The 20,783-nt window shown below is 54.0% G+C and carries 18 protein-coding genes; 3 read left to right on the top strand and 15 right to left on the bottom strand.

What is annotated here, in order from left to right; genetic code table 11:
* Positions 1-39: 39 nt before the first annotated feature.
* Positions 40-1,044 carry a chemotaxis protein gene (locus AC3G3F_RS14510; protein ID WP_023248506.1) on the top strand — a complete coding sequence of 335 codons (1,005 nt, stop codon included), beginning with the start codon at positions 40-42 and terminating at the stop codon, positions 1,042-1,044.
* Positions 1,045-1,185: 141 nt separating this feature from the next.
* On the opposite strand, the gene nuoN is transcribed toward AC3G3F_RS14510, so the two are convergent.
* The 15 genes from nuoN to lrhA all read right to left on the bottom strand — a co-directional run bounded on the left by nuoN (position 1,186) and on the right by lrhA (position 17,874).
* The gene (gene nuoN, locus AC3G3F_RS14505) at positions 1,186-2,643 is read right to left on the bottom strand and encodes an NADH-quinone oxidoreductase subunit NuoN (protein WP_000156669.1); all 1,458 of its coding nucleotides are present in this window, start codon (positions 2,641-2,643) and stop codon (positions 1,186-1,188) included.
* A 6-nt stretch (positions 2,644-2,649) separates the two neighbouring features.
* Positions 2,650-4,179 (bottom strand): NADH-quinone oxidoreductase subunit M, encoded by a 1,530-nt coding sequence (gene nuoM, locus AC3G3F_RS14500; RefSeq protein WP_000926430.1) that lies wholly within the window; start codon positions 4,177-4,179, stop codon positions 2,650-2,652.
* Between the two features lie 293 nt (positions 4,180-4,472).
* The gene (nuoL, locus tag AC3G3F_RS14495) at positions 4,473-6,314 is read right to left on the bottom strand and encodes an NADH-quinone oxidoreductase subunit L (RefSeq protein ID WP_023248507.1); all 1,842 of its coding nucleotides are present in this window, start codon (positions 6,312-6,314) and stop codon (positions 4,473-4,475) included.
* Complete coding sequence (gene nuoK / locus AC3G3F_RS14490; RefSeq protein ID WP_000612687.1) at positions 6,311-6,613, bottom strand: NADH-quinone oxidoreductase subunit NuoK; 303 nt, start codon at positions 6,611-6,613, stop codon at positions 6,311-6,313. Before nuoK ends, nuoL begins: the two co-directional genes overlap by 4 nt.
* A complete protein-coding gene (gene nuoJ, locus AC3G3F_RS14485) occupies positions 6,610-7,164 on the bottom strand; it encodes an NADH-quinone oxidoreductase subunit J (protein ID WP_000393520.1) in 555 nt (184 codons plus the stop codon). Before nuoJ ends, nuoK begins: the two co-directional genes overlap by 4 nt.
* A 10-nt stretch (positions 7,165-7,174) precedes the next feature.
* A complete protein-coding gene (nuoI, locus tag AC3G3F_RS14480) occupies positions 7,175-7,717 on the bottom strand; it encodes an NADH-quinone oxidoreductase subunit NuoI (RefSeq protein ID WP_000172742.1) in 543 nt (180 codons plus the stop codon).
* Between the two features lie 14 nt (positions 7,718-7,731).
* Positions 7,732-8,709 carry an NADH-quinone oxidoreductase subunit NuoH gene (gene nuoH / locus AC3G3F_RS14475; RefSeq protein ID WP_000118518.1) on the bottom strand — a complete coding sequence of 326 codons (978 nt, stop codon included), beginning with the start codon at positions 8,707-8,709 and terminating at the stop codon, positions 7,732-7,734.
* Positions 8,706-11,432 (bottom strand): NADH-quinone oxidoreductase subunit NuoG, encoded by a 2,727-nt coding sequence (gene nuoG / locus AC3G3F_RS14470; RefSeq protein WP_023248508.1) that lies wholly within the window; start codon positions 11,430-11,432, stop codon positions 8,706-8,708. Before nuoG ends, nuoH begins: the two co-directional genes overlap by 4 nt.
* A 30-nt stretch (positions 11,433-11,462) precedes the next feature.
* Positions 11,463-12,800: an NADH-quinone oxidoreductase subunit NuoF gene (gene nuoF, locus AC3G3F_RS14465; RefSeq protein ID WP_000800048.1), complete on the bottom strand. Its 1,338-nt coding sequence runs from the start codon at positions 12,798-12,800 to the stop codon at positions 11,463-11,465.
* Positions 12,797-13,297, bottom strand: a complete 501-nt coding sequence (gene nuoE, locus AC3G3F_RS14460; protein WP_000545038.1) for an NADH-quinone oxidoreductase subunit NuoE — start codon at positions 13,295-13,297, stop codon at positions 12,797-12,799. The genes nuoF and nuoE overlap by 4 nt, the downstream gene beginning before the upstream one ends.
* Before the next feature lie 2 nt (positions 13,298-13,299).
* On the bottom strand, positions 13,300-15,102 hold the full coding sequence (gene nuoC, locus AC3G3F_RS14455) for an NADH-quinone oxidoreductase subunit C/D (protein WP_000247861.1): 1,803 nt from the start codon (positions 15,100-15,102) through the stop codon (positions 13,300-13,302).
* An 86-nt stretch (positions 15,103-15,188) separates the two neighbouring features.
* A complete protein-coding gene (nuoB, locus tag AC3G3F_RS14450) occupies positions 15,189-15,851 on the bottom strand; it encodes an NADH-quinone oxidoreductase subunit NuoB (protein ID WP_000386728.1) in 663 nt (220 codons plus the stop codon).
* A 15-nt stretch (positions 15,852-15,866) separates the two neighbouring features.
* Positions 15,867-16,310 (bottom strand): NADH-quinone oxidoreductase subunit NuoA, encoded by a 444-nt coding sequence (gene nuoA, locus AC3G3F_RS14445; protein ID WP_023248509.1) that lies wholly within the window; start codon positions 16,308-16,310, stop codon positions 15,867-15,869.
* A gap of 381 nt (positions 16,311-16,691) precedes the next feature.
* Entirely contained in the window at positions 16,692-16,850 is a 159-nt protein-coding gene (locus tag AC3G3F_RS14440; RefSeq protein WP_044136415.1) for a hypothetical protein, read from the bottom strand.
* Positions 16,851-16,935: 85 nt separating this feature from the next.
* The gene (gene lrhA, locus AC3G3F_RS14435; RefSeq protein WP_023248510.1) at positions 16,936-17,874 is read right to left on the bottom strand and encodes a transcriptional regulator LrhA; all 939 of its coding nucleotides are present in this window, start codon (positions 17,872-17,874) and stop codon (positions 16,936-16,938) included.
* Between the two features lie 931 nt (positions 17,875-18,805).
* On the opposite strand from lrhA, the gene alaA reads away from it, so the two are divergent.
* Both alaA and yfbR read left to right on the top strand, forming a co-directional pair.
* Positions 18,806-20,020: an alanine transaminase AlaA gene (alaA, locus tag AC3G3F_RS14430; protein WP_000074543.1), complete on the top strand. Its 1,215-nt coding sequence runs from the start codon at positions 18,806-18,808 to the stop codon at positions 20,018-20,020.
* 93 nt (positions 20,021-20,113) lie between these two features.
* Positions 20,114-20,713 carry a 5'-deoxynucleotidase gene (gene yfbR / locus AC3G3F_RS14425; RefSeq protein ID WP_488395208.1) on the top strand — a complete coding sequence of 200 codons (600 nt, stop codon included), beginning with the start codon at positions 20,114-20,116 and terminating at the stop codon, positions 20,711-20,713.
* The last annotated feature ends 70 nt before the right edge of the window (positions 20,714-20,783 follow it).

Here is a 20,783-nt window from a genome sequence, read left to right as displayed (position 1 = left end):
ATAACACTAAAAAAGGCAGGCTTTCATAATGAGGTTAGGATGGACAATTTCCAGAAAGATATTGATGACAGGGCGAATTTAACCCTGTCCAACCGTTTTGAACTGCTGTTATTCCGTCTTGGTACATCGCTGCATGAACAGAAGTCAGAGCTGTTCGGCATCAATGTATTTAAGCTGCGCGAAATCGTACCGATGCCCGCCTTTACGCGCCCGGCAGGCATGAAAGCGCCACTGTTGGGTATGGTCAATATTCGGGATCAGGTGATTCCGGTAATTGATTTGCCTGCGGTAGCGGGCTGCAAGCCGGAAACCGGACTGAATATTTTGCTGATCACCGAATATGCGCGCAGCGTACAGGCATTTGCCGTCGAGTCGGTGGAAAATATTATGCGTCTTGACTGGAAGCAGGTGCATACCGCCGAGAAAGCCGTCAACGGACGTTATATCACCAGCATCGCCTGTCTGGACGAAGACAAAGAGACCAATAATCTGGCGCTGGTGCTTGATGTCGAACAGATCCTTTATGATATTGTGCCCTCCAGCCACGATCTTCGCGCTACTAATCTGAAAACCAATAAATTTACTATTACCCCAGGCGCGGTAGCCATTGTGGCGGAAGACTCCAAAGTCGCCCGCGCGATGCTGGAAAAAGGGCTGAATGCGATGGAAATTCCGCATCAAATGCATGTGACTGGCAAGGATGCATGGGAGAAAATCCAGCAACTGGCGCAGGAAGCGGAAACCGAAGGTAAGCCCATTAGCGAAAAAATCGCGCTGGTCCTGACAGATCTTGAGATGCCGGAGATGGATGGCTTTACGTTAACACGTAAAATTAAAACCGATGAACGGCTGAAAAAGATCCCGGTCGTTATTCACTCTTCCCTTTCCGGCAGCGCCAACGAAGATCATGTACGTAAGGTGAAGGCCGACGGCTACGTCGCAAAGTTTGAAATCAATGAACTCTCTTCAGTGATACAGGAAGTGATGGAACGCGCGGCGCAAAACATCAGCGGCCCGCTGGTGAGCCGACAGTTGCTAAGTTAAATTCCGGTCGCTAAGGCCTTACATGCCGGATGGCGGCGCAAGCGCCTTATCCGACCTACAGTCCATAGTCATTTCAAAGCATTACATCAGATAATAAAAAAACCCGCTTCGTGAAGCGGGTTTTTCGTTTTTACTTATTGCTTACATCAACGGCGTCGCTAACTGCACAAGGCTAATCAACGGCTGCGGCCAGACGCCCAGTACCAGCACCAGCAACGCGGAGATCAGCACCACGATACCGCCTGCGCTGTATTGCCAGTTTGTCGGCGCGTCGCGCCCCGGTTGCTGCGGCGCGTGCAGGTAAAGACTCACGGCAACGCGCAGGTAGTAGTACAAACCAATCGCGGAACCGACCACCACCGCGGCGACCAGCCACCACAGGCTGGCCTGAACGCCAACCGCCAGCACGTAGAATTTGCCGATAAAGCCCAACGTCATCGGGATACCTGCCAACGACAGCATCATCACCGTCATCACCGCAGCAAGAACCGGACGATGCCAGAACAGACCACGATAAGAGTACAGGGAATCGGCATCCGGGCCACGGAACGGGCTGGACATCAGGCTGACCACGCCAAACGCACCGAGGCTGCTGAACAGATAACCGGCCAGATAAACGCCTACCGCTTCCATCGACATTTCGCCGCTCTGCAGGGCAATCAGCGCCACCAGCAGATAACCGAGGTGAGAGATAGAAGAGTAACCGAGCAGACGTTTGATGTTGGTCTGGCTCAGCGCCATCAGGTTACCGAAGATGATAGAGGCAAAGGCGATAATGCCCAGCACCACACGTACCGCTTCGCTGTCGCCTACCGGCGCATACAGGAACAGACGCATCACCACGCCGAAGATAGCAATTTTGCTCGCTGTCGCCAGGAAGGTGGAAACCGGCGCAGGCGCGCCCTGGTAAACGTCTGGCGTCCACAGGTGGAACGGCACCAGAGAGAGTTTAAAGCCCAGACCGACAATCATCAGGCCAAAGCCCGCCAGCAGCAACGGCTCGTGCAGCATACCATCACCAAGGCTCTTACCGAGCGCTTCGAAAGACAAGTTGCCGGACTGCGCATAGACCAACGCCATCCCGAACAGCAGGAAAGACGAGGCGGCAGCGGAGAGGATGGTGTATTTGATACTGGCTTCCAGAGAGCGTTTCTGGCGGAAAGCATAACCAATCAGGCCAAACAGAGGCAGCGAGATCAGTTCAATACCGAGGAACAGCGCCGCCAGGTGGTTGGCGTTTGCCAGCAGAATTCCCCCCAGGCTGGCGATTAACACCAGCAGGTAGAACTCTTCCTGGTTATCGTTATAGCCTTCAAGCCACGGGTAGGCAAAGGTGCAGGTAGCGAGGCTCGCCAGCAGAACCAGCCCGGTGTAGAGCATCGCAAAGCCGTCAACGCGCATCAGCGGCGTGACGTCCATTGCCCCGGCCTGACCGACAAACCAAAGCGAAACCAGCGCAGCGTTAAGCCCAATGACCGACAGCGTGGCATTGAGGAAGTGATTGCGTCGCCACGCAATGGAGAGCATCACAACCACCACCGTCAAGCCGACGATCAGCAGCGGTAGCAGCGCAATCAGGTGTTGTGGAGTTATTGTCATGGCGATTTACGGCCTTGTAGTAGTAACGGAATTAACAAACCACTGCTGGATGTTGCTCATCGCAGAATGCGAGGTATCCAGAATCGGCTGCGGATAGAAGCCAAGCAGTACCAGAAGCACCACCAGCAACAGAATGATAAACAGCTCGCGCAGCGACATCCCTGGCAGTTCCTGGCTGGCAATTTGGCTCTTCGCTTTACCAAAGTAAGCGCGATGCAGCATCGCCAGCGAGTATACAGAAGCGAATACCAGCCCAAAGGTGGAGATAACGGTAATCACCGGCACCACCTGGTAGCTGCCGAACAGAATCATAAATTCGCCGACAAAATTACCGGTGCCCGGCATCCCGAGCGTCGCCACCGCAAAGAACATTGACAGCGCAGGCAACCATTTCATTTTGCCCCACAGGCCGCCCATCATACGCATGTCACGCGTATGCAGACGTTCGTACAACTGGCCACACAGAATAAACAGACCCGCCGCGGACAGACCGTGCGCAATCATCTGAATCACCGCGCCCTGGTACGCTAGTTGACTGCCGGTGTAGATAGCGATCAGCACGAAGCCCATGTGGGAAACGGAGGTATAAGCGATCAGGCGCTTGATGTCGTACTGGGTAAAGGCCATCCACGCGCCGTAGAAGATGCCGATGACGCCCAACCACATGGCGATGGGCGCAAACTCCGCCGACGCGTTCGGGAACAGCGGCAGGGAGAAACGCAGCAGACCGTAAGCGGCAGTTTTCAGCAAGATACCGGCCAGGTCGACGGAACCGGCTGTCGGCGCCTGGGAGTGCGCATCCGGCAGCCAGCCATGCAGCGGAACCACCGGCATTTTCACCGCAAAAGCGATGAAGAAGCCCAGCATCAGCAGGTATTCCACGCCATGAGACATCGGCGTATTCAAGAGTTCTTCGTAATTGAAGGTCCAGACGCCGGTCGCGTTGTAATGCACAAAGACCAGCGCCAGGATGGCAATCAGCATCACCAGACCACTCGCCTGGGTGTAGATGAAGAACTTGGTGGCCGCCGTGATACGCGTTTTACCGTCAGAAGCTTTGTGGCCCCACAGCGCGATCAGGAAGTACATCGGCACCAGCATCATTTCCCAGAAGAAGAAGAACAGGAACATGTCGATGGCCAGGAACACGCCGATAACGCCGCCCAGAATCCACATCAGGTTCAGGTGGAAAAAGCCCTGATATTTTTCGATTTCTCGCCAGGAGCAAAGTACCGCCAGAACGCCGAGCAGGCCGGTCAGCACCACCATTAGCAGCGACAGTCCGTCGAGCGCCAGATGGATAGAGATGCCAAAACGCGGGATCCACGGCAGGACAAATTCAGATTGCCACTGTGGAATACCGGCAGATTGCGTCAGTGAATAGCCGCCCTGCAACCACAGTTGCAGGCCGAGCGCCAGCGTCAGACCCATAGTAATCAGCGCGATCCAGCGCGGCACCTTCACGCCAAAGCGTTCGGTCTGCCAGCACAGAAAGCCGCCGATAAAGGGGATTAGTATCAACCAGGGTAATAACATAGCTAAGTATGTCCCTTATATTTACTCCTGCTCAGGCTATCTCACTTGCCAGCCCGAATCCTGCCAGTGCTCGCACAAAACGCATCGCGTTTTGAACGTCCGTAAGGACGGCCCCGTAGGGGTGAGCTTCGCGAATCATCCTCACGTACTTCAGTACGCTCCGGTTGCTGTGCGCTGGCGGTATCCGGTCTGACTTCGCCGATGACGCCTGTACTTCAGGAACAGTTACCTAAAATTTATTCTTAGTTCACAGACCCGGCGCAACGCCGGGTATATTCACTCAGCCAACAAACTCAACGCAGTACCATCAGCAGCGCCAGCACCACAACCGCGCCGATGCTCATGGATGCCACATACCAGCGCAAATAACCGTTCTCGCTCAGTACCAGGCCTTTGCCTGCAAAACGGGAAAGGATAGCCGGAATGTTCATCAACGCATTAAGCGGGTCGCGCTTCAGCAGCCAGGCGATACCGAGGAATGGCTTGACGAATACTTTGTCGTACAGCCAGTCAAAACCCCAGGCGTTATACCACCAGGTACCCAGCAGACGGCCCGGCGCGCTGTTGGCGATCGACGTCACAAGCGTGCGTTTGCCCAGCCACAGCCATGCGGCAATCAGGATGCCCGCAATCGCCACCACGCCAGAGGTAATCTCCAGGCTCAACACACGACCATGCGCCAGTTCAGTTGTCTGCGGTAGCACCCCCTGCAATGGCGGCACAATCAGCGCGCCAATGAAGGTGGACAGGATCATCAGGACAATCAGCGGCAGATGGTGGGTAATCCCCTTCCCTGCATGAGCATGAATTTGTTCTTTACCGTGGAATACGATGAAAATCATCCGGAAGGTGTACAAGGAGGTCATGAACGCGCCGACCAAACCTGCCACCATCAGATTGATATGACCGTTCGCCATGGCGCCGGCCAGGATCTCATCCTTACTGAAGAAGCCCGCAGTGACCAGCGGCAGCGCCGACAGCGCCGCGCCGCCCACCAGGAAGCAGGCATACACCAGCGGAATGGACTTACGCAGACCGCCCATCTTAAAGATGTTCTGTTCGTGATGGCAGGCCAGAATCACCGAGCCGGACGCCAGGAACAGTAGCGCTTTAAAGAAGGCGTGAGTCATCAAATGGAAAATCGCCGCATCCCACGCCTGCACGCCCAGCGCCAGGAACATGTAGCCAATCTGACTCATGGTGGAATAGGCCAGCACGCGTTTGATGTCGGTCTGCACCAGCGCGGCGAAACCCGCCATTACCAGCGTAATCGCCCCGATAATGCCCACCAGATGCAGAATTTCCGGGGTCATCAGGAACAGGCCATGAGTACGGGCGATCAGGTAAACGCCCGCAGTCACCATGGTTGCGGCGTGGATCAATGCGGAGACCGGCGTCGGACCAGCCATCGCGTCGGCAAGCCAGGTCTGCAACGGTAGCTGCGCAGACTTACCGACCGCGCCGCCCAGCAGCATCAGCGTCGCCCACATCAGCATGTTGTTGCCGTCAGCAAAGTGCGCTGGCGCCAGCTCCACCATTTCGCGGAAGTTTAGCGTGCCCAGTTCGTTGTACAGAATGAACAGCGCAAAGGCGAGGAAGACGTCGCCCACACGAGTGACGACAAACGCTTTCATCGCCGCCGCGCCGTTCTTCGGATCGCTGTAGTAGAAGCCGATCAACAGATAGGAACACAGGCCCACGCCTTCCCAGCCGAGGTACATCAACAGCAGGTTATCGGACAACACCAGAACGACCATGCTGGCGATAAACAGGTTGGTATAAGCGAAGAAGCGGGAGTAGCCCTCTTCTCCGCGCATGTACCAGGAGGCGAACATATGGATCAAGAAGCCGACACCGGTGACCACAGAGAGCATGGTCAGCGACAGACCATCCAGCACCAGGTTAAAACCGATGTTGAAGTTACCGACCGACATCCACGTCCACAGCGGCTGGCTGAACGTCTGTTTACCGTTGGCAAAGAAATCCATCCCGACAAACGCCGTCACCAGCGCCGCCAGACCAACGGAGCCCACGCCGATGGTCGCGGAGAGATTTTCCGACCAGCGTCCGCGAGAGAACGCCAGCAGTACAAAGCCAATCAATGGCAGAATAATGGTTAAGGCAAGCATGTTCATCCACGCATCTCACTTACTGAATCGATGTTCAGGTTCTGGCGACGGCGATGGAGTTGCAGCAACAGCGCAAGTCCAATACTCGCTTCCGCAGCCGCAAGGCTGATGGCGAGAATGTACATCACCTGACCATCGGTCTGGCCCCAGTAGCTCCCGGCGACCACAAAGGCCAGCGCGGAGGCGTTAATCATGATTTCCAGCCCGATCAGCATAAACAGCAGATTGCGGCGGATAACCAGACCGGTTAAACCCAGGACGAATAAAATCGCAGCGAGGATCAGTCCATGTGTTAAAGGGATCATGCGCGCTCCTCCGTTTTTCTTTTCGCACGGTCATCGGCGCGATTACTCAGCACTTCGCCCGCACGCTCTTCACGACCGACGTGGAACGCCACCACCAGGCCTGCCAGCAGCAGCATAGACGCCAGTTCGACCGCCAGAACATAGGGCCCGAACAGCGTAATGCCTACCGCTTTCGCGCTAATCGGCGTGCCGTCGATACCCTGGTCGTTAACGCCCAGAATGGCGTACACAATGACCGCCAGCATGATGGCCGACAAAATCGCCGGACCAATCCACACCTGCGGCTTCAACCACTGGCGTTCCTGTTCGATTTCGCTGCCGCCGAGGTTGAGCATCATCACCACGAAAACAAACAGCACCATGATGGCGCCTGCGTAGACGATAATTTCCAGTGCACCGGCAAAGTAAGCGCCCAGCGAAAAGAACACCCCGGAAATCGCCAGTAGCGATATCACCAGATACAACAGCGCGTGTACCGGATTGGTATGGGTGATCACTCGCAGGGTCGCGAGGATGGCTATCAGGCCACAGATATAAAAAGCGAATTCCATTGCCCTCTCCTTACGGTAACAGGCTCTTGACGTCGATAGGCTTGGCTTCGTTCTCTGCTTCGCCTTTATCTTTGCCGTCGATTGCCATACCCGCCATCCGGTAGAAGTTATATTCCGGGTATTTGCCCGGACCGGAAATCAGCAGATCCTCTTTTTCGTACACCAGATCCTGACGTTTGTATTCGCCCAGTTCGAAGTCCGGGGTCAACTGGATCGCCGTGGTCGGGCACGCTTCTTCGCACAGGCCGCAGAAGATGCAGCGTGAGAAGTTTATGCGGAAAAATTCCGGATACCAGCGGCCATCTTTGGTCTCCGCTTTTTGCAGAGAGATACAGCCTACCGGACAGGCTACCGCACACAGGTTACAGGCAACGCAGCGCTCTTCACCGTCCGGGTCGCGCGTGAGCACGATACGGCCACGGTAACGGGGCGGTAAATAGACCGGCTCTTCCGGATACATCTGCGTTTCGCGTTTCGCGAACGCATGCAGGCCGATCATCCAGATACTGCGTACCTGAGTGCCGAAACCTACTAATAATTCTTTTAAGGTCATGGTCTTTGTGTCCCTTATTGCGCCTGCCACAGAATGACAGCCGCCGTTACCAGCAAGTTGATGAGCGTCAGCGGCAAGCAGACTTTCCAGCCGAAGGACATTACCTGGTCATAACGCGGACGCGGTAACGACGCACGAATCAAAATGAACATCATCATAAAGAACGCGGTTTTCAGCGCGAACCAGACGAATGGCGGTAAGAACGGGCCATGCCAGCCACCGAAGAACAACGTTACCATCAGCGCGGAAACGGTGACGATGCCGATGTACTCCCCCACGAAGAACAGACCGAATTTCATACCGGAATACTCGATGTGGTAACCGTCCGCCAGTTCCTGCTCGGCTTCCGGCTGGTCAAACGGGTGACGGTGACAGACCGCTACGCCCGCGATGGCAAAAGTAACAAACCCAAAGAATTGTGGAATCACGTTCCACAGATGTGCCTGGTTATTGACGATGTCGGTCATATTAAATGAACCGGCCTGCGCCACCACGCCCATCAGGGAAAGACCAAGGAACACTTCGTAGCTCACCGTCTGGGCAGACGCGCGCATCGCGCCCAGCAGCGAGTATTTGTTGTTGCTCGACCAACCGGCGAATAGCACCGCGTACACCGCCAGACCCGCCATCATCAGGAAAAACAGAATCCCGATGTTTAAATCGGCCACCACCCAGTTGGGGCTAACCGGCACAATGGCGAAGGAGAGCAGCAGCGAAGTAAACGCGATCATCGGCGCCAGGGTAAAGATGACGCGATCCGAGAATTTCGGCACCCAGTCTTCTTTAAAGAACATCTTGATCATGTCCGCGACTAACTGGAGCGAGCCGCCCCAGCCAACGCGGTTTGGTCCATAACGGTTCTGGAACAGACCCAGCAGACGACGTTCGCCAAAGCTCATGAAGGCCCCGCAGGTGACGACCACCAGCAGAATCACCACCGCTTTGAGAATGCTCAGCAGGATCTCAATCAGATCCGGTGTAATCCAACTCATTGTTGCGCCTCCCGCAGATCCTCAAGACGCGCGCCAGCCAGAACCGGCGCGATGCCAGGCATACCCATCGGCAGCCCTACCTGCCCTGCCGCTAACCCTTCAGAGATTTCAACCGGCAGCGTCACCGTATTGCCATCGTAGCTAAAGGAGACGCACGTCCCGGCATTAACCCCCAACTTCGCGGCATCCGCCGGGTTAAGTTTGATATACGGCTGCGGCATACGGCTCTGGAAGACCGGAGAACGCTGAGACAATTCGTCGCTGCCAAACAGGTGGTAGTACGGCGCAATACGCCACTGACCGTCCTGCGCCTGGAAGCTTGCCGGAACGGTAGTGAAATAATCCAGACCGCCCTCAGTCGCTTCAATCAAACGCACGCCCGGATCGCCGTGACGCAGTTTGCCGCCCACTTCATCCTGGAATTTGTTCCACGCCTGCGGGGAGTTCCAGCCCGGCGCCCAGGCGAACGGAATTTCAGATCGCGGAGCAGTCGGTTGGTTATTCCCTTCCATGGAGAAGGCAAACATGGTGTCTTTATCCTGCGGCTGACGTGGTTCGTGCACGCTGATATTGGCACGCATCGCCGTACGACCGCTGTAACGATGCGGTTCGCGCGCCAGCTTCTGCCCACGAATGCGGAATGTCGCATCCGGCGCGGCGTCTTTAATGCCGGCAAATTGCGGCATGGCGGCAATGACCGCATCGATCACGTGGTCAAGCTGCGTCCAGTCCACTTCGCGGTTTTCGACGGTGCTGTGCAGCGAATGCAGCCAGCGCCAGCTTTCCAGCATAATCGTCTTGTTATCGTAGTAGGCCGGATCATAAACCTGGAAGAAGCGCTGCGCGCGGCCTTCGTTGTTGATAACCGTACCATCGCTTTCAGCAAAGCTCGCCGCGGAAAGCACCAGATGAGCGTTTTCCATAATCGCCGTGCGCTGATGGTCAACCACCATCACCAGCGGCGCTTTGGAGAGCGCAGCGTTCACGCGGGCGGCGGAAGCATGACGATGGAGATCGTTTTCCAGCACCACCACCGCGTCCGCCCTGCCGGTTTCCAGCTCGGTCAGCGCATCGTCAAGCGAACCGCCGCCCATCATGCCCAGGCCCATACTGTTCACGGAACGGGCAATCATAGTTATACCGACGTCGGCGCCACGGCCTTTCAGCGCTTTCGCCACGTTGGCGGCCGCCTGAATCACCTCACTGCTACCGGCGTTAGTGCCGGAGATAATCAGCGGTTTTTTCGCGCCGGCCAACGCCTGAACAATGACATCAATTTTGTTTTGCAGATCGCTGTCGATGCCGTCAACCGCAGGCGCGGTATTGTCCAGCGCATGGGCAATCGCAAACCCCAGGCGCGCCTGATTTTCAACCGGCGCGCGATAGGTCCAGGCAGCGATATCGTCCAGACGGGTGCTGTCGACGTTGCTGACAAACAGCGGATGCTTTGCACGCTGACCAATGTTAAGGATGGCCGCAATCTGCCAGTCGGCCACTTTCTGCGCCGCCGCCATTTCACGCGCTTTACCTTTCACCGCCTGGCGTACCGCCAGCGCAACGCGCGCGCCGGTCTGAGTGACATCTTCACCCAATACCAGTACCGCGTCATAAGATTCGATCTCACGCAACGCCGGGGTGTAAATTCCGCCTTCTCGCAGCACTTTCAGCGCCAGTTGCAGACGTTCCTGCTCGCCCTGGGCGATACCGGTGTAGAAATTCTCAGCGCCGACCAGCTCGCGTAGCGCAAAGTTACTCTCAATGCTGGCGCGTGGCGAACCGATACCGATCACTTTCTTCGACTGGCGCAGGATATCCGCCGCGCCCTGCATCGCCTGCTCGGCGTTGAGAGTAATAAAGTCATCGCCGCGGCGCTGAACTGGCTGACGCGGACGGTCTTTCAGGTTCACATAGCCATAGCCGAAACGACCGCGGTCACAGAGAAAGTAGTGGTTAACGGTGCCGTTGTAACGGTTTTCGATGCGGCGCAATTCGCCATAGCGCTCGCCCGGGCTGATGTTACAACCGATGGAACACTGCTGGCAGATGCTTGGCGCAAACTGCATGTCCCATTTACGGTTGTAACGCTCGGAGTGCGTTTTATCGGTGAAGACGCCGGTCGGGCAAATTTCTACCAGGTTACCGGAGAATTCGCTTTCCAGCACGCCGTCTTCCGGGCGCCCGAAGTAGACGTTGTCGTGCGCGCCATAGACGCCCAAATCGGTGCCGTCGGCATAATCTTTGTAGTAACGCACGCAACGGTAGCAGGCGATGCAGCGGTTCATTTCGTGAGAGATGAACGGCCCCAGATCCTGGTTGCGATGGGTACGTTTGGTGAAACGGTAGCGGCGGAAGCTGTGACCCGTCATCACAGTCATATCCTGAAGGTGGCAGTTACCACCCTCTTCACAGACCGGACAGTCGTGCGGGTGGTTGGTCATCAGCCACTCCACCACGCTTTCACGGAACTGTTTCGCTTCTTCGTCGTCAATAGAGATAAAAGTACCGTCGGTGGCTGGCGTCATACAGGACATCACCAGGCGACCACGCGTATCTTCCGCGTTTTGGTATTGCTTCACCGCACACTGGCGGCAAGCACCGACGCTTCCCAGCGCCGGGTGCCAGCAAAAATACGGAATATCAAGGCCGAGGGACAGACATGCCTGTAGCAGGTTGTCCGCGCCGTTGACCTCGTATTCTTTGCCGTCTACATGAATCGTAGCCATTAGCATGCTTCCAAATTAAAAATCGTTAACTCACCAGCGCTCTTTGAGCAGGTTCGGCTGAATACCATTGATTAAATGGGTATTGCTGAACGGCTGCTTGATGCCAGCTTCGAATTCTTCGCGGAAATACTTAATTGCGCTTTGCAGTGGCTCAACCGCGCCCGGCGCATGTGCGCAAAAGGTTTTACCCGGTCCGAGGAAACGACACAGTTGCTCAAGTGTCTCGATATCCCCCGGCTGGCCTTCGCCGCGCTCCAGCGCGCGCAGAATTTTCACGCTCCACGGCAGCCCGTCGCGGCATGGCGTACACCAGCCGCAAGATTCGCGGGCAAAGAACTCTTCCAGGTTACGCACCAGCGATACCATGCCGATTTCGTGGTCTACCGCCATCGCCAGCGCGGTCCCCAGACGGCTCCCCGCTTTACCGATGCTTTCGAATTCCATCGGCAGGTCAAGATGCGCCTCGGTCAGGAAGTCGGTTCCCGCCCCGCCCGGTTGCCAGGCTTTGAATTTCAGGCCATCGCGCATACCGCCCGCGTAATCTTCGAGGATCTCGCGCGCGGTAGTGCCGAACGGTAATTCCCAGAGGCCCGGATTCTTCACGCGGCCCGAGAAGCCCATCAGCTTGGTACCCGCATCTTTGCTTTTCGAGATGTTCTGGTACCACTCCACACCGTTGGCGAGGATTGCCGGGACGTTGCACAACGTTTCGACGTTGTTCACACAGGTCGGCTTGCCCCATACGCCGGAGGTCGCCGGGAAGGGCGGCTTGGAGCGCGGGTTCGCGCGGCGGCCTTCGAGGGAGTTGATAAGCGCAGTTTCTTCACCGCAGATGTAACGCCCTGCCCCGGTGTGGACAAACAGTTCGAAGTCGAACCCGGTGCCCATGATATTTTTGCCAAGCAGCCCGGCCTCGGTTGCTTCAGCAATCGCACGGCGCAGATGTACAGCCGCTTCGATATATTCGCCGCGCAGGAAGATGTAACCGCGATACGCTTTCAGTGCGAACGCGGAGATCAGCATCCCCTCCACCAGCAGGTGCGGCAGTTGTTCCATCAGCAGACGGTCTTTATAAGTGCCCGGCTCCATTTCATCAGCGTTACACAGCAGGTAACGGATGTTCATGGATTCGTCTTTCGGCATCAGACTCCACTTGAGACCGGTGGAAAAGCCCGCGCCGCCGCGTCCTTTCAGACCAGCGTCTTTTACCTGGCTGACGATTTCATCCGGAGACAGGCCGGTCAACGCTTTACGCGCGCCTTCGTAGCCGTTTTTGCTACGATATTCGTCCAGCCAGACCGGCTGTTTGTCATCGCGCAGACGCCAGGTCAGCGGATGGGTTTCGGGAGTACGGATAACGTTTTTCATTTATACCGCTCCAGTAGTTCAGGAATGGCTTCCGGAGTCAGATGGCTGTGAGTATCCTCATCAATCATCATGTTCGGCCCTTTATCGCAATTCCCCAGGCAGCAGGTCGGCAGCAGCGTAAAGCGACCATCAAAGGTCGTCTGCCCCGGTTTGATGTTGAGATTTTTTTCCAGCGCGGCCTGAATCCCTTGATAGCCGGTGATATGGCACACCACGCTGTCGCAGTAGCGAATCACGTGGCGACCGACCGGCTGACGGAAGATCTGGCTGTAGAATGTGGCGACGCCTTCGACGTCGCTCGCCGGAATACCCAGCACATCGGCAATAGCGTAGATCGCGCCGTCCGGCACCCAGCCACGCTGCTTCTGAACGATTTTCAGCGCTTCAATGGACGCCGCACGCGGGTCTTCGTAGTGGTGCTTCTCGTGCTCTATCGCTTCACGCTCTGCCGCACTCAGCTCAAAAGCCTCGGTTTGTGGTTGTTGATTCTCGTGCATAATTAGCGGTCCACATCTGACATAACAAAATCGATACTACCCAGATAGACAATCAGGTCGGAGACCAGGCTACCGCGGATCGCCGAGGGAATCTGCTGCAGGTGCGCAAAGCTCGGCGTGCGCACGCGGGTACGGTAGCTCATAGTGCTGCCGTCGCTGGTCAGGTAGTAACTGTTAATCCCTTTAGTCGCTTCCACCATCTGGAAGGACTCCTGCGCCGGCATCACCGGGCCCCAGGAGACCTGCAGGAAGTGGGTGATCAGGGTTTCGATATGTTGCAGCGTGCGCTCTTTCGGCGGCGGCGTGGTCAGCGGGTGATCCGCTTTGAACGGGCCTTCCGGCATGTTATCAAGGCACTGCTGAAGAATGCGCAGACTCTGGCGCAGCTCTTCCACTTTCAGCATCACGCGGGTATAGCAGTCGGAAACGCCGCCGCCCACCGGCACTTCAAAGTCAAAGTTTTCATAACCAGAGTATGGACGCCATTTACGTACGTCGAAGTCGATCCCGGTCGCGCGCAGCCCTGCGCCGGTGGTGCCCCACTCCAGCGCCTCTTTCGCGCCGTAAGCGGCAACGCCCTGCGAACGCCCTTTCAGAATGGTGTTACGCAGCGCGGCTTTCTCGTAAGAATCCAGACGCTTCGGCATCCACTCAAGGAACTCTCGCAGCAGGCGATCCCAACCGCGCGGCAAGTCGTGCGCGACGCCGCCGATACGGAACCAGGCCGGGTGCATACGGAAACCGGTGATCGCCTCCACCAGGTCATAAATCTTCTGCCGGTCGGTAAACGCAAAGAAGACTGGCGTCATCGCGCCGACGTCCTGAATAAAGGTCGAGATGTACAGTAGATGACTGTTAATGCGGAACAGCTCGGAGAGCATCACGCGGATGACGTTAACGCGATCCGGGACGGTGATCCCTGCCAGTTTTTCCACCGCCAGCACGTACGGCATTTCATTGACGCAGCCGCCAAGGTATTCGATACGGTCGGTATAGGGAATGTAGCTATGCCAGGACTGGCGCTCGCCCATTTTTTCGGCGCCGCGATGGTGATAGCCGATATCCGGCACGCAGTCGACGATTTCTTCGCCGTCAAGTTGCAGGATAATACGGAACGCACCGTGTGCAGACGGGTGGTTCGGGCCGAGGTTGAGGAACATAAAGTCCTCGTTGTCAGTCCCGCGCTTCATCCCCCAGTCTTCCGGCTTAAAGGTCAGCGCTTCCATCTCCAGATCCTGCTTGGCTTTGGTCAGCTCAAACGGGTCGAATTCGGTCGCGCGCGCCGGATAATCTTTACGCAGCGGATGGCCTTCCCAGGTTTGCGGCATCATGATGCGCGTCAGATGCGGGTGACCTTCGATATCAATACCAAACATCTCCCAGGTCTCACGCTCATACCAGTTGGCGTTAGGGAAAAGTTTGGTGAAGGTCGGCACGCGCAGGTCGTTTTCAGACAACGCCACCTTGAGCATGATATCGCGATTACGCTCAATAGAAATCAGGTGGTAGAAAACGGAAAAATCCGCGGCGGGTAACCCGTCACGGTGCGTACGCAGGCGTTCATCCATGCCGTGTAAGTCAAACAGCATGACGTAAGGTTTCGGCAGTTTCTTTAAGAAATCGCCAACCTCCAGTAATTGTTCACGCTTGACCCAAACAACGGGGACACCGGTGCGGGTCGCCTGAACGGTAAAGGCATCCGGCCCAAAACGGTTGCGCAGTTCGCCGATAACCGGATCATCAAGATGATCGCGGGTACTCCATGCAGCGTCTTGCGCGGTTAAGTCGGTCATATTGTTCACCATTGCAAATGGTCCGTGGTGGTCGGCAGTGCTTCGCGCTATTAAAATAGTGGTTAGCGAAGTGAAGTGCTGCTGCCGACAGGCGCAAATTAAATCTCGTCCGGGGTACGCAGGTTCGTGACGGCAATACGCTCGCCGCGTTTACGTTCGCGTTCTGGCTGCATATTGGCGCGATATACGCCCTGATCGCCTACCACCCATGAGAGCGGACGGCGCTCTTTGCCAATCGATTCTTGCAGCAGCATCAACGCCTGCATATATGCTTCCGGACGCGGCGGACAGCCTGGGATATATACATCCACCGGGATAAATTTATCAACGCCCTGCACTACCGAATAAATATCGTACATGCCGCCGGAGTTAGCGCAGGCACCCATAGAAATTACCCATTTAGGCTCCAGCATTTGGTCATACAGACGCTGAATAACCGGGGCCATTTTGGTAAAGCAGGTACCGGCCACCACCATCAGGTCAGCCTGACGTGGCGACGCACGCAACACTTCCGCACCGAAACGGGCAACGTCATGTACTGCGGTAAAAGAAGTCACCATCTCTACATAGCAGCAAGAAAGGCCGAAGTTGTAGGGCCAAATTGAGTTTTTACGGCCCCAGTTAACCATGTCATGCAGCTTGCCCATAAACACGTTTTTGTTAACTTCCTGCTCCAGGGGGTCAGTTACGATCTCCTGTTTTTGCAGGGGGTAACGGTCATTCTCACCGTTAGGATCTATGCGGGTGAGCGTATAATCCATCTTAATGCCTCGCGGTTAGCGTTGACGATTAGCGATACTGTTCGTTTCCGGGTTCATACGCTCGCGGCGTGAACGCGCGGGCGTCCAGTCCAACGCGCCAATACGCGCCAGATAAACCAGACCAGCCAGTAACACAAAAATAAAAATTGCAGCTTCCACAAAGCCAACCCAGCCGCTTTCGCGGATAGAAGTCGACCATGCGAACAGATACAGCGCTTCAACGTCGAAGATAACGAAGAACATGGCTACCAGGTAAAACTTGGCAGACAGGCGTAAGCGGGCGGTGCCGACCGAGTCGATACCTGATTCAAACGGAATGTTTTTGTGCCTCGCGCGTGCGCGACCGCCTAAAAACCAACCGCCTACCAGCATCAGGCAGCACAGGCCAATGGCAACGATAAGAAAGATAGCGAATGCCCAGTGATGAGCGATGACTTCAGTGGATGTTGACATACTCATTGCTTACTCATCAAAAGTAGCGCCAGTTTCACTGCTCTTTACGGCAGATGGACGCCACATCGATTCATGGGGAGGAATAAAAAAAACCCTACAATTACTGTAGAAAATGGTAAAAACAGCTAATTGATGTGGTTTTTTACTCCTTTCTATAACCTTTTGTCAACTTTAACAAAAGTTCCTTCACATTAGTTTACATCAATTCATTGTCATTAACATTAAATGCCACCCTGGAGAAAATGCCTACCCGACCACGGGGATTTTATGTTGTTGAATCGTGTCCGTTGTGAAGATAAAGAGATAACACCCACCTATTTTGACAGGAATTTGTGAAGATGCCTCCCCCTAAATGGGAGTATTTTCTTGATCTGTGACACGCTTTTGTTAATTCACCCCGTAAAACAGCAACAATTTCTCTAGTTTTTTAACATACAAATTCATAAAATGGCTGTTCCGGTTATTATTTACCCACAGTAAACAGCGAATCGCTACTGGCTGATTTACCGTGTCTTTTACAATTTGTGCTATTAAGATAGTACAGATAGACGCAAAAAAAGAGCCACTGGGCGTTTTTTCATCGCCAGCGGCTCTTTTTTACATTTACGGCTTAGCGCAATTTCCCTGCGATCTATTCAAAACCGCCCTCAACCATCAGCGAATCATCTCCGCCTTCTGCAGAAAACTGATTATAATGCCACGGGTTTTGATAGCTTTCCATCGCATGGAAAATCACCATCGCCAGCTCATTCTGACTATCAGGATCGCGGCACAATAGATATTCCGTATCCGGCAAAGGCGGTAATCCGTCTGCGGCGCCCAACACGCGTAGGTCGGGACTCATCATCTCGACAGGTCGAGCCGTTACGCCAAGACCGGCTTTAACGGCCGCACGTACCGCCGGTAATGTCGACGCCACGTAGGCCAGCCGCCAGGAAATACCCGCTGCATTTAACGTCTCCAGCACCATATCGCGGAATGGGCTGGGATCGTCCAGCAGCACTAATGGTATAGGTTCTCCCCTTTGCAAAACATATTCAGCCGCACAATACCAATGGGTAGGCGATGTCCGCAGATTGAGACAGTCCAGCGAGTGAGGTTGGTTAGTCGTCACCACCAAATCCACTTCCTGCGATTTAACCATGTCCACCATATAGGCGTTGCGTTTTACCCGTACATCAAGTGCGAGCTTCGGATAAACCGAGCTAATTCGGCTAAGCAAAAAAGGCAGGATAGTGTCAGCTGATTCATCAGAAGCGCCGATTGTTAACACCCCCTGAAGATTACTAAACATTAATGATGAACACGCTTCATCATTAAAACGCAGGATTTTTCTGGCGTACCCCAGAAGCTGGATACCGTGTTCGGTCAAAAGTTTGTTACGACCATGGCGGGCGAACAATTCCTTTCCCACGAGTTGCTCAAGACGCTGCATTTGCTGACTGACCGCAGACTGAGTACGACATACCGCAGCAGCCGCCGCGGCGAAGGTGTTCAGATCGGCAACAGCCACGAACGTTCTCAGCAGATCGAGATCGAGGTTAATTATCGGACGATTTGCATTTATCATAATTTTTCACTTACTGGCGGGTCATATCGGGCTGACCTGGTTAATGCTGTGCATTCAGAAACAAGCAATTCCATTTGTAATGTGCATCCTTCGCAGTACCACCTGGTTACCCAGGTAAATGTTAGAATGTAATTGAAAATACGACCAAAACACTTCTCTTACTTGCCGATATAATACCGAATGCAACCTATCGGGATATATCGAAGAGAATGTGTCATACCTTTAGGCGTCTACAGATTTCTGCTAATGATGGACGTGTAAATTTTGTAACAGCGTCAAATAGTTTACTGACATGCAATGATACAAAAACAATATATTGAACAATAGGTTATGTATAAACTCGCGTCATAAAAATTAGCAGACAACGCAGACTACGCCCCCGTTTCGGATCATTATCTTAACCTAAAACCGCTATATTTATAAGTATTATTACGAATAATCTTAATCTGGGATATGTTATACTAATCGGACCAGCAAGATATTATTACGGCTTTAGTAAATGCTTTTTAAATATTAAATAATAATTAATTAAGATTTCCACCATTCATTAATTATACTTAACAATAGTTTCACACCGCCTAGCGCCGGAAAGGTCTAACCTTCTCATTTCACCGTTAATGCTCAGTATTTCCGAAATAGCCGACGCTACACTAATGATGAATGCTTATCTCTCATAAAACAGACAACTTTCAGCAAAATAAAACACCACATCACAAGCAATAAAGCAGAATAAAAAACCACATGTATGAATAAAAACAGAAAATAAACCTGTAAAAATGATTTTGTAGAGTTTTAAACAACGAGAAAGCGCGTTAAAAATAAACAAATTCTTCTTCTGCCAACTCTTCAAAACTCACCGTCGTGGGAGTACATTGTTTCGTGCTGACTTCCACGGCAGGGAGTGGCAATAACAGCTAAAAGGTCAAGATTCATGTCCCCCATTGAAAAATCCAGCAAACTCGAAAATGTCTGTTATGACATTCGTGGTCCCGTTCTGAAAGAAGCGAAACGCCTTGAAGAAGAAGGTAATAAAGTTCTTAAACTGAATATCGGCAACCCTGCCCCCTTCGGATTCGAAGCGCCGGACGAAATTCTGGTCGATGTCATTCGTAATTTGCCGACGGCGCAAGGATATTGCGACTCGAAAGGGCTTTATTCCGCCCGTAAAGCGATTATGCAGCATTATCAGGCCCGTGGAATGCGCGATGTGACCGTGGAAGATATCTATATCGGTAACGGCGTTTCCGAACTGATCGTTCAGGCGATGCAGGCATTGCTTAACAGTGGCGATGAAATGCTGGTTCCCGCGCCCGACTATCCATTATGGACGGCGGCAGTATCGCTTTCCAGCGGCAAGGCGGTACATTATCTTTGCGATGAATCTTCCGACTGGTTCCCGGATCTTGACGATATCCGCGCCAAAATCACCCCACGTACGCGCGGCATTGTCATTATTAATCCAAACAACCCTACTGGCGCCGTCTATTCTAAAGAATTGTTGATGGAAATTGTCACCATTGCGCGCGAGCATAATCTCATCATCTTCGCCGATGAAATTTATGACAAGATTCTCTATGACGATGCCGAACATCACTCTATCGCCGCACTGGCGCCTGACCTGCTAACTATCACCTTTAACGGTCTGTCTAAAACCTATCGCGTCGCCGGATTCCGTCAGGGCTGGATGGTATTGAACGGGCCGAAAAAACATGCGAAGGGCTATATTGAAGGGCTGGAGATGTTAGCCTCAATGCGGTTGTGTGCCAACGTCCCGGCGCAACACGCCATTCAGACCGCGCTCGGCGGCTATCAAAGCATTAGCGAATTTATCCTGCCGGGCGGTCGTCTGTATGAACAACGTAACCGCGCCTGGGAGTTGATTAACGATATCCCCGGCGTTTCCTGCGTGAAACCGCGCGGCGCGTTGTACATGTTCCCCAGGATCGACGCTAAACGTTTTAATATTCACGACGACCAGAAGATGGTGCTGGACTTCCTGCTACAGGAAAAGGTGCTGCTGGTGCAAGGGACCGCCTTTAACTGGCCGTGGCCGGATCACTTCCGTATTGTGACGCTACCACGTGAAGATGACCTGGAGATGGCCATCAACCGCTTTGGGCGCTTCCTCTCAGGCTACCATCAATAATATTAAATTCAGGCTACTTTGGTAGCCTGAATTGCATCTTCATCTCCCTCCCCGCACAATGAAGTCTGCCGCAGTGAAAACAAAAGGTAATCTATGAAGCAGAGCCATTTTTTCGCCCATCTCTCCCGCATGAAGTTGATTAACCGCTGGCCGCTGATGCGTAACGTGCGTACGGAAAACGTCTCCGAACATAGCCTGCAGGTGGCGATGGTCGCCCATGCGTTGGCGGCGATAAAAAACCGTAAATTTGGCGGTCAGCTCAATGCTGAACGTATCGCGCTTCTGGCGATGTATCACGATGCCTCGGAAGTACTGACCGGCGATCTGCCAACGCCGGTAAAATATTTTAATTCCCAGATAGCCCAGGAATATAAAGCGATCGAAAAAATCGCCCAGCAAAAGCTGGTTGATATGGCACCGGATGAATTACGCGATATTTTCGCACCGCTTATTGATGAGAATGCCTGGAGCGAAGAAGAACAGGCAATCGTGAAACAGGCCGATGCGCTTTGCGCCTACCTGAAATGTCTGGAAGAGTTATCGGCGGGGAATAATGAGTTTTTGCTGGCGAAAACGCGGCTGGAAAAAACGCTGGAATCACGTCGTAGCCAGGAGATGGACTATTTTATGGCGGTGTTCGTGCCAAGTTTCCATCTTTCTCTTGACGAGATAAGCCAGGATTCACCGCTTTAGTTGCCGGATGGCGGCTGTGCCTTATCCGGCGTGGCGCAACGTTCACCAGCGTAGGCCTGATAAGCGTAGC

The organism is Salmonella sp. FC25216 (genome assembly GCF_057751355.1).
This window is presented reverse-complemented; position numbering and strand designations above follow the sequence as displayed.

Excerpts from the sequence above, each read along its gene's own strand:
- AC3G3F_RS14510 (WP_023248506.1), top strand. The coding sequence starts at position 40 with ATGGACAATTTCCAGAAAGATATTGATGACAGGGCGAATTTAACCCTG.
- nuoN (WP_000156669.1), bottom strand. The coding sequence starts at position 2,643 with ATGACAATAACTCCACAACACCTGATTGCGCTGCTACCGCTGCTGATC.
- nuoM (WP_000926430.1), bottom strand. The coding sequence starts at position 4,179 with ATGTTATTACCCTGGTTGATACTAATCCCCTTTATCGGCGGCTTTCTG.
- nuoL (WP_023248507.1), bottom strand. The coding sequence starts at position 6,314 with ATGAACATGCTTGCCTTAACCATTATTCTGCCATTGATTGGCTTTGTA.
- nuoK (WP_000612687.1), bottom strand. The coding sequence starts at position 6,613 with ATGATCCCTTTAACACATGGACTGATCCTCGCTGCGATTTTATTCGTC.
- nuoJ (WP_000393520.1), bottom strand. The coding sequence starts at position 7,164 with ATGGAATTCGCTTTTTATATCTGTGGCCTGATAGCCATCCTCGCGACC.
- nuoI (WP_000172742.1), bottom strand. The coding sequence starts at position 7,717 with ATGACCTTAAAAGAATTATTAGTAGGTTTCGGCACTCAGGTACGCAGT.
- nuoH (WP_000118518.1), bottom strand. The coding sequence starts at position 8,709 with ATGAGTTGGATTACACCGGATCTGATTGAGATCCTGCTGAGCATTCTC.
- nuoG (WP_023248508.1), bottom strand. The coding sequence starts at position 11,432 with ATGGCTACGATTCATGTAGACGGCAAAGAATACGAGGTCAACGGCGCG.
- nuoF (WP_000800048.1), bottom strand. The coding sequence starts at position 12,800 with ATGAAAAACGTTATCCGTACTCCCGAAACCCATCCGCTGACCTGGCGT.
- nuoE (WP_000545038.1), bottom strand. The coding sequence starts at position 13,297 with ATGCACGAGAATCAACAACCACAAACCGAGGCTTTTGAGCTGAGTGCG.
- nuoC (WP_000247861.1), bottom strand. The coding sequence starts at position 15,102 with ATGGTGAACAATATGACCGACTTAACCGCGCAAGACGCTGCATGGAGT.
- nuoB (WP_000386728.1), bottom strand. The coding sequence starts at position 15,851 with ATGGATTATACGCTCACCCGCATAGATCCTAACGGTGAGAATGACCGT.
- nuoA (WP_023248509.1), bottom strand. The coding sequence starts at position 16,310 with ATGAGTATGTCAACATCCACTGAAGTCATCGCTCATCACTGGGCATTC.
- lrhA (WP_023248510.1), bottom strand. The coding sequence starts at position 17,874 with ATGATAAATGCAAATCGTCCGATAATTAACCTCGATCTCGATCTGCTG.
- alaA (WP_000074543.1), top strand. The coding sequence starts at position 18,806 with ATGTCCCCCATTGAAAAATCCAGCAAACTCGAAAATGTCTGTTATGAC.
- yfbR (WP_488395208.1), top strand. The coding sequence starts at position 20,114 with ATGAAGCAGAGCCATTTTTTCGCCCATCTCTCCCGCATGAAGTTGATT.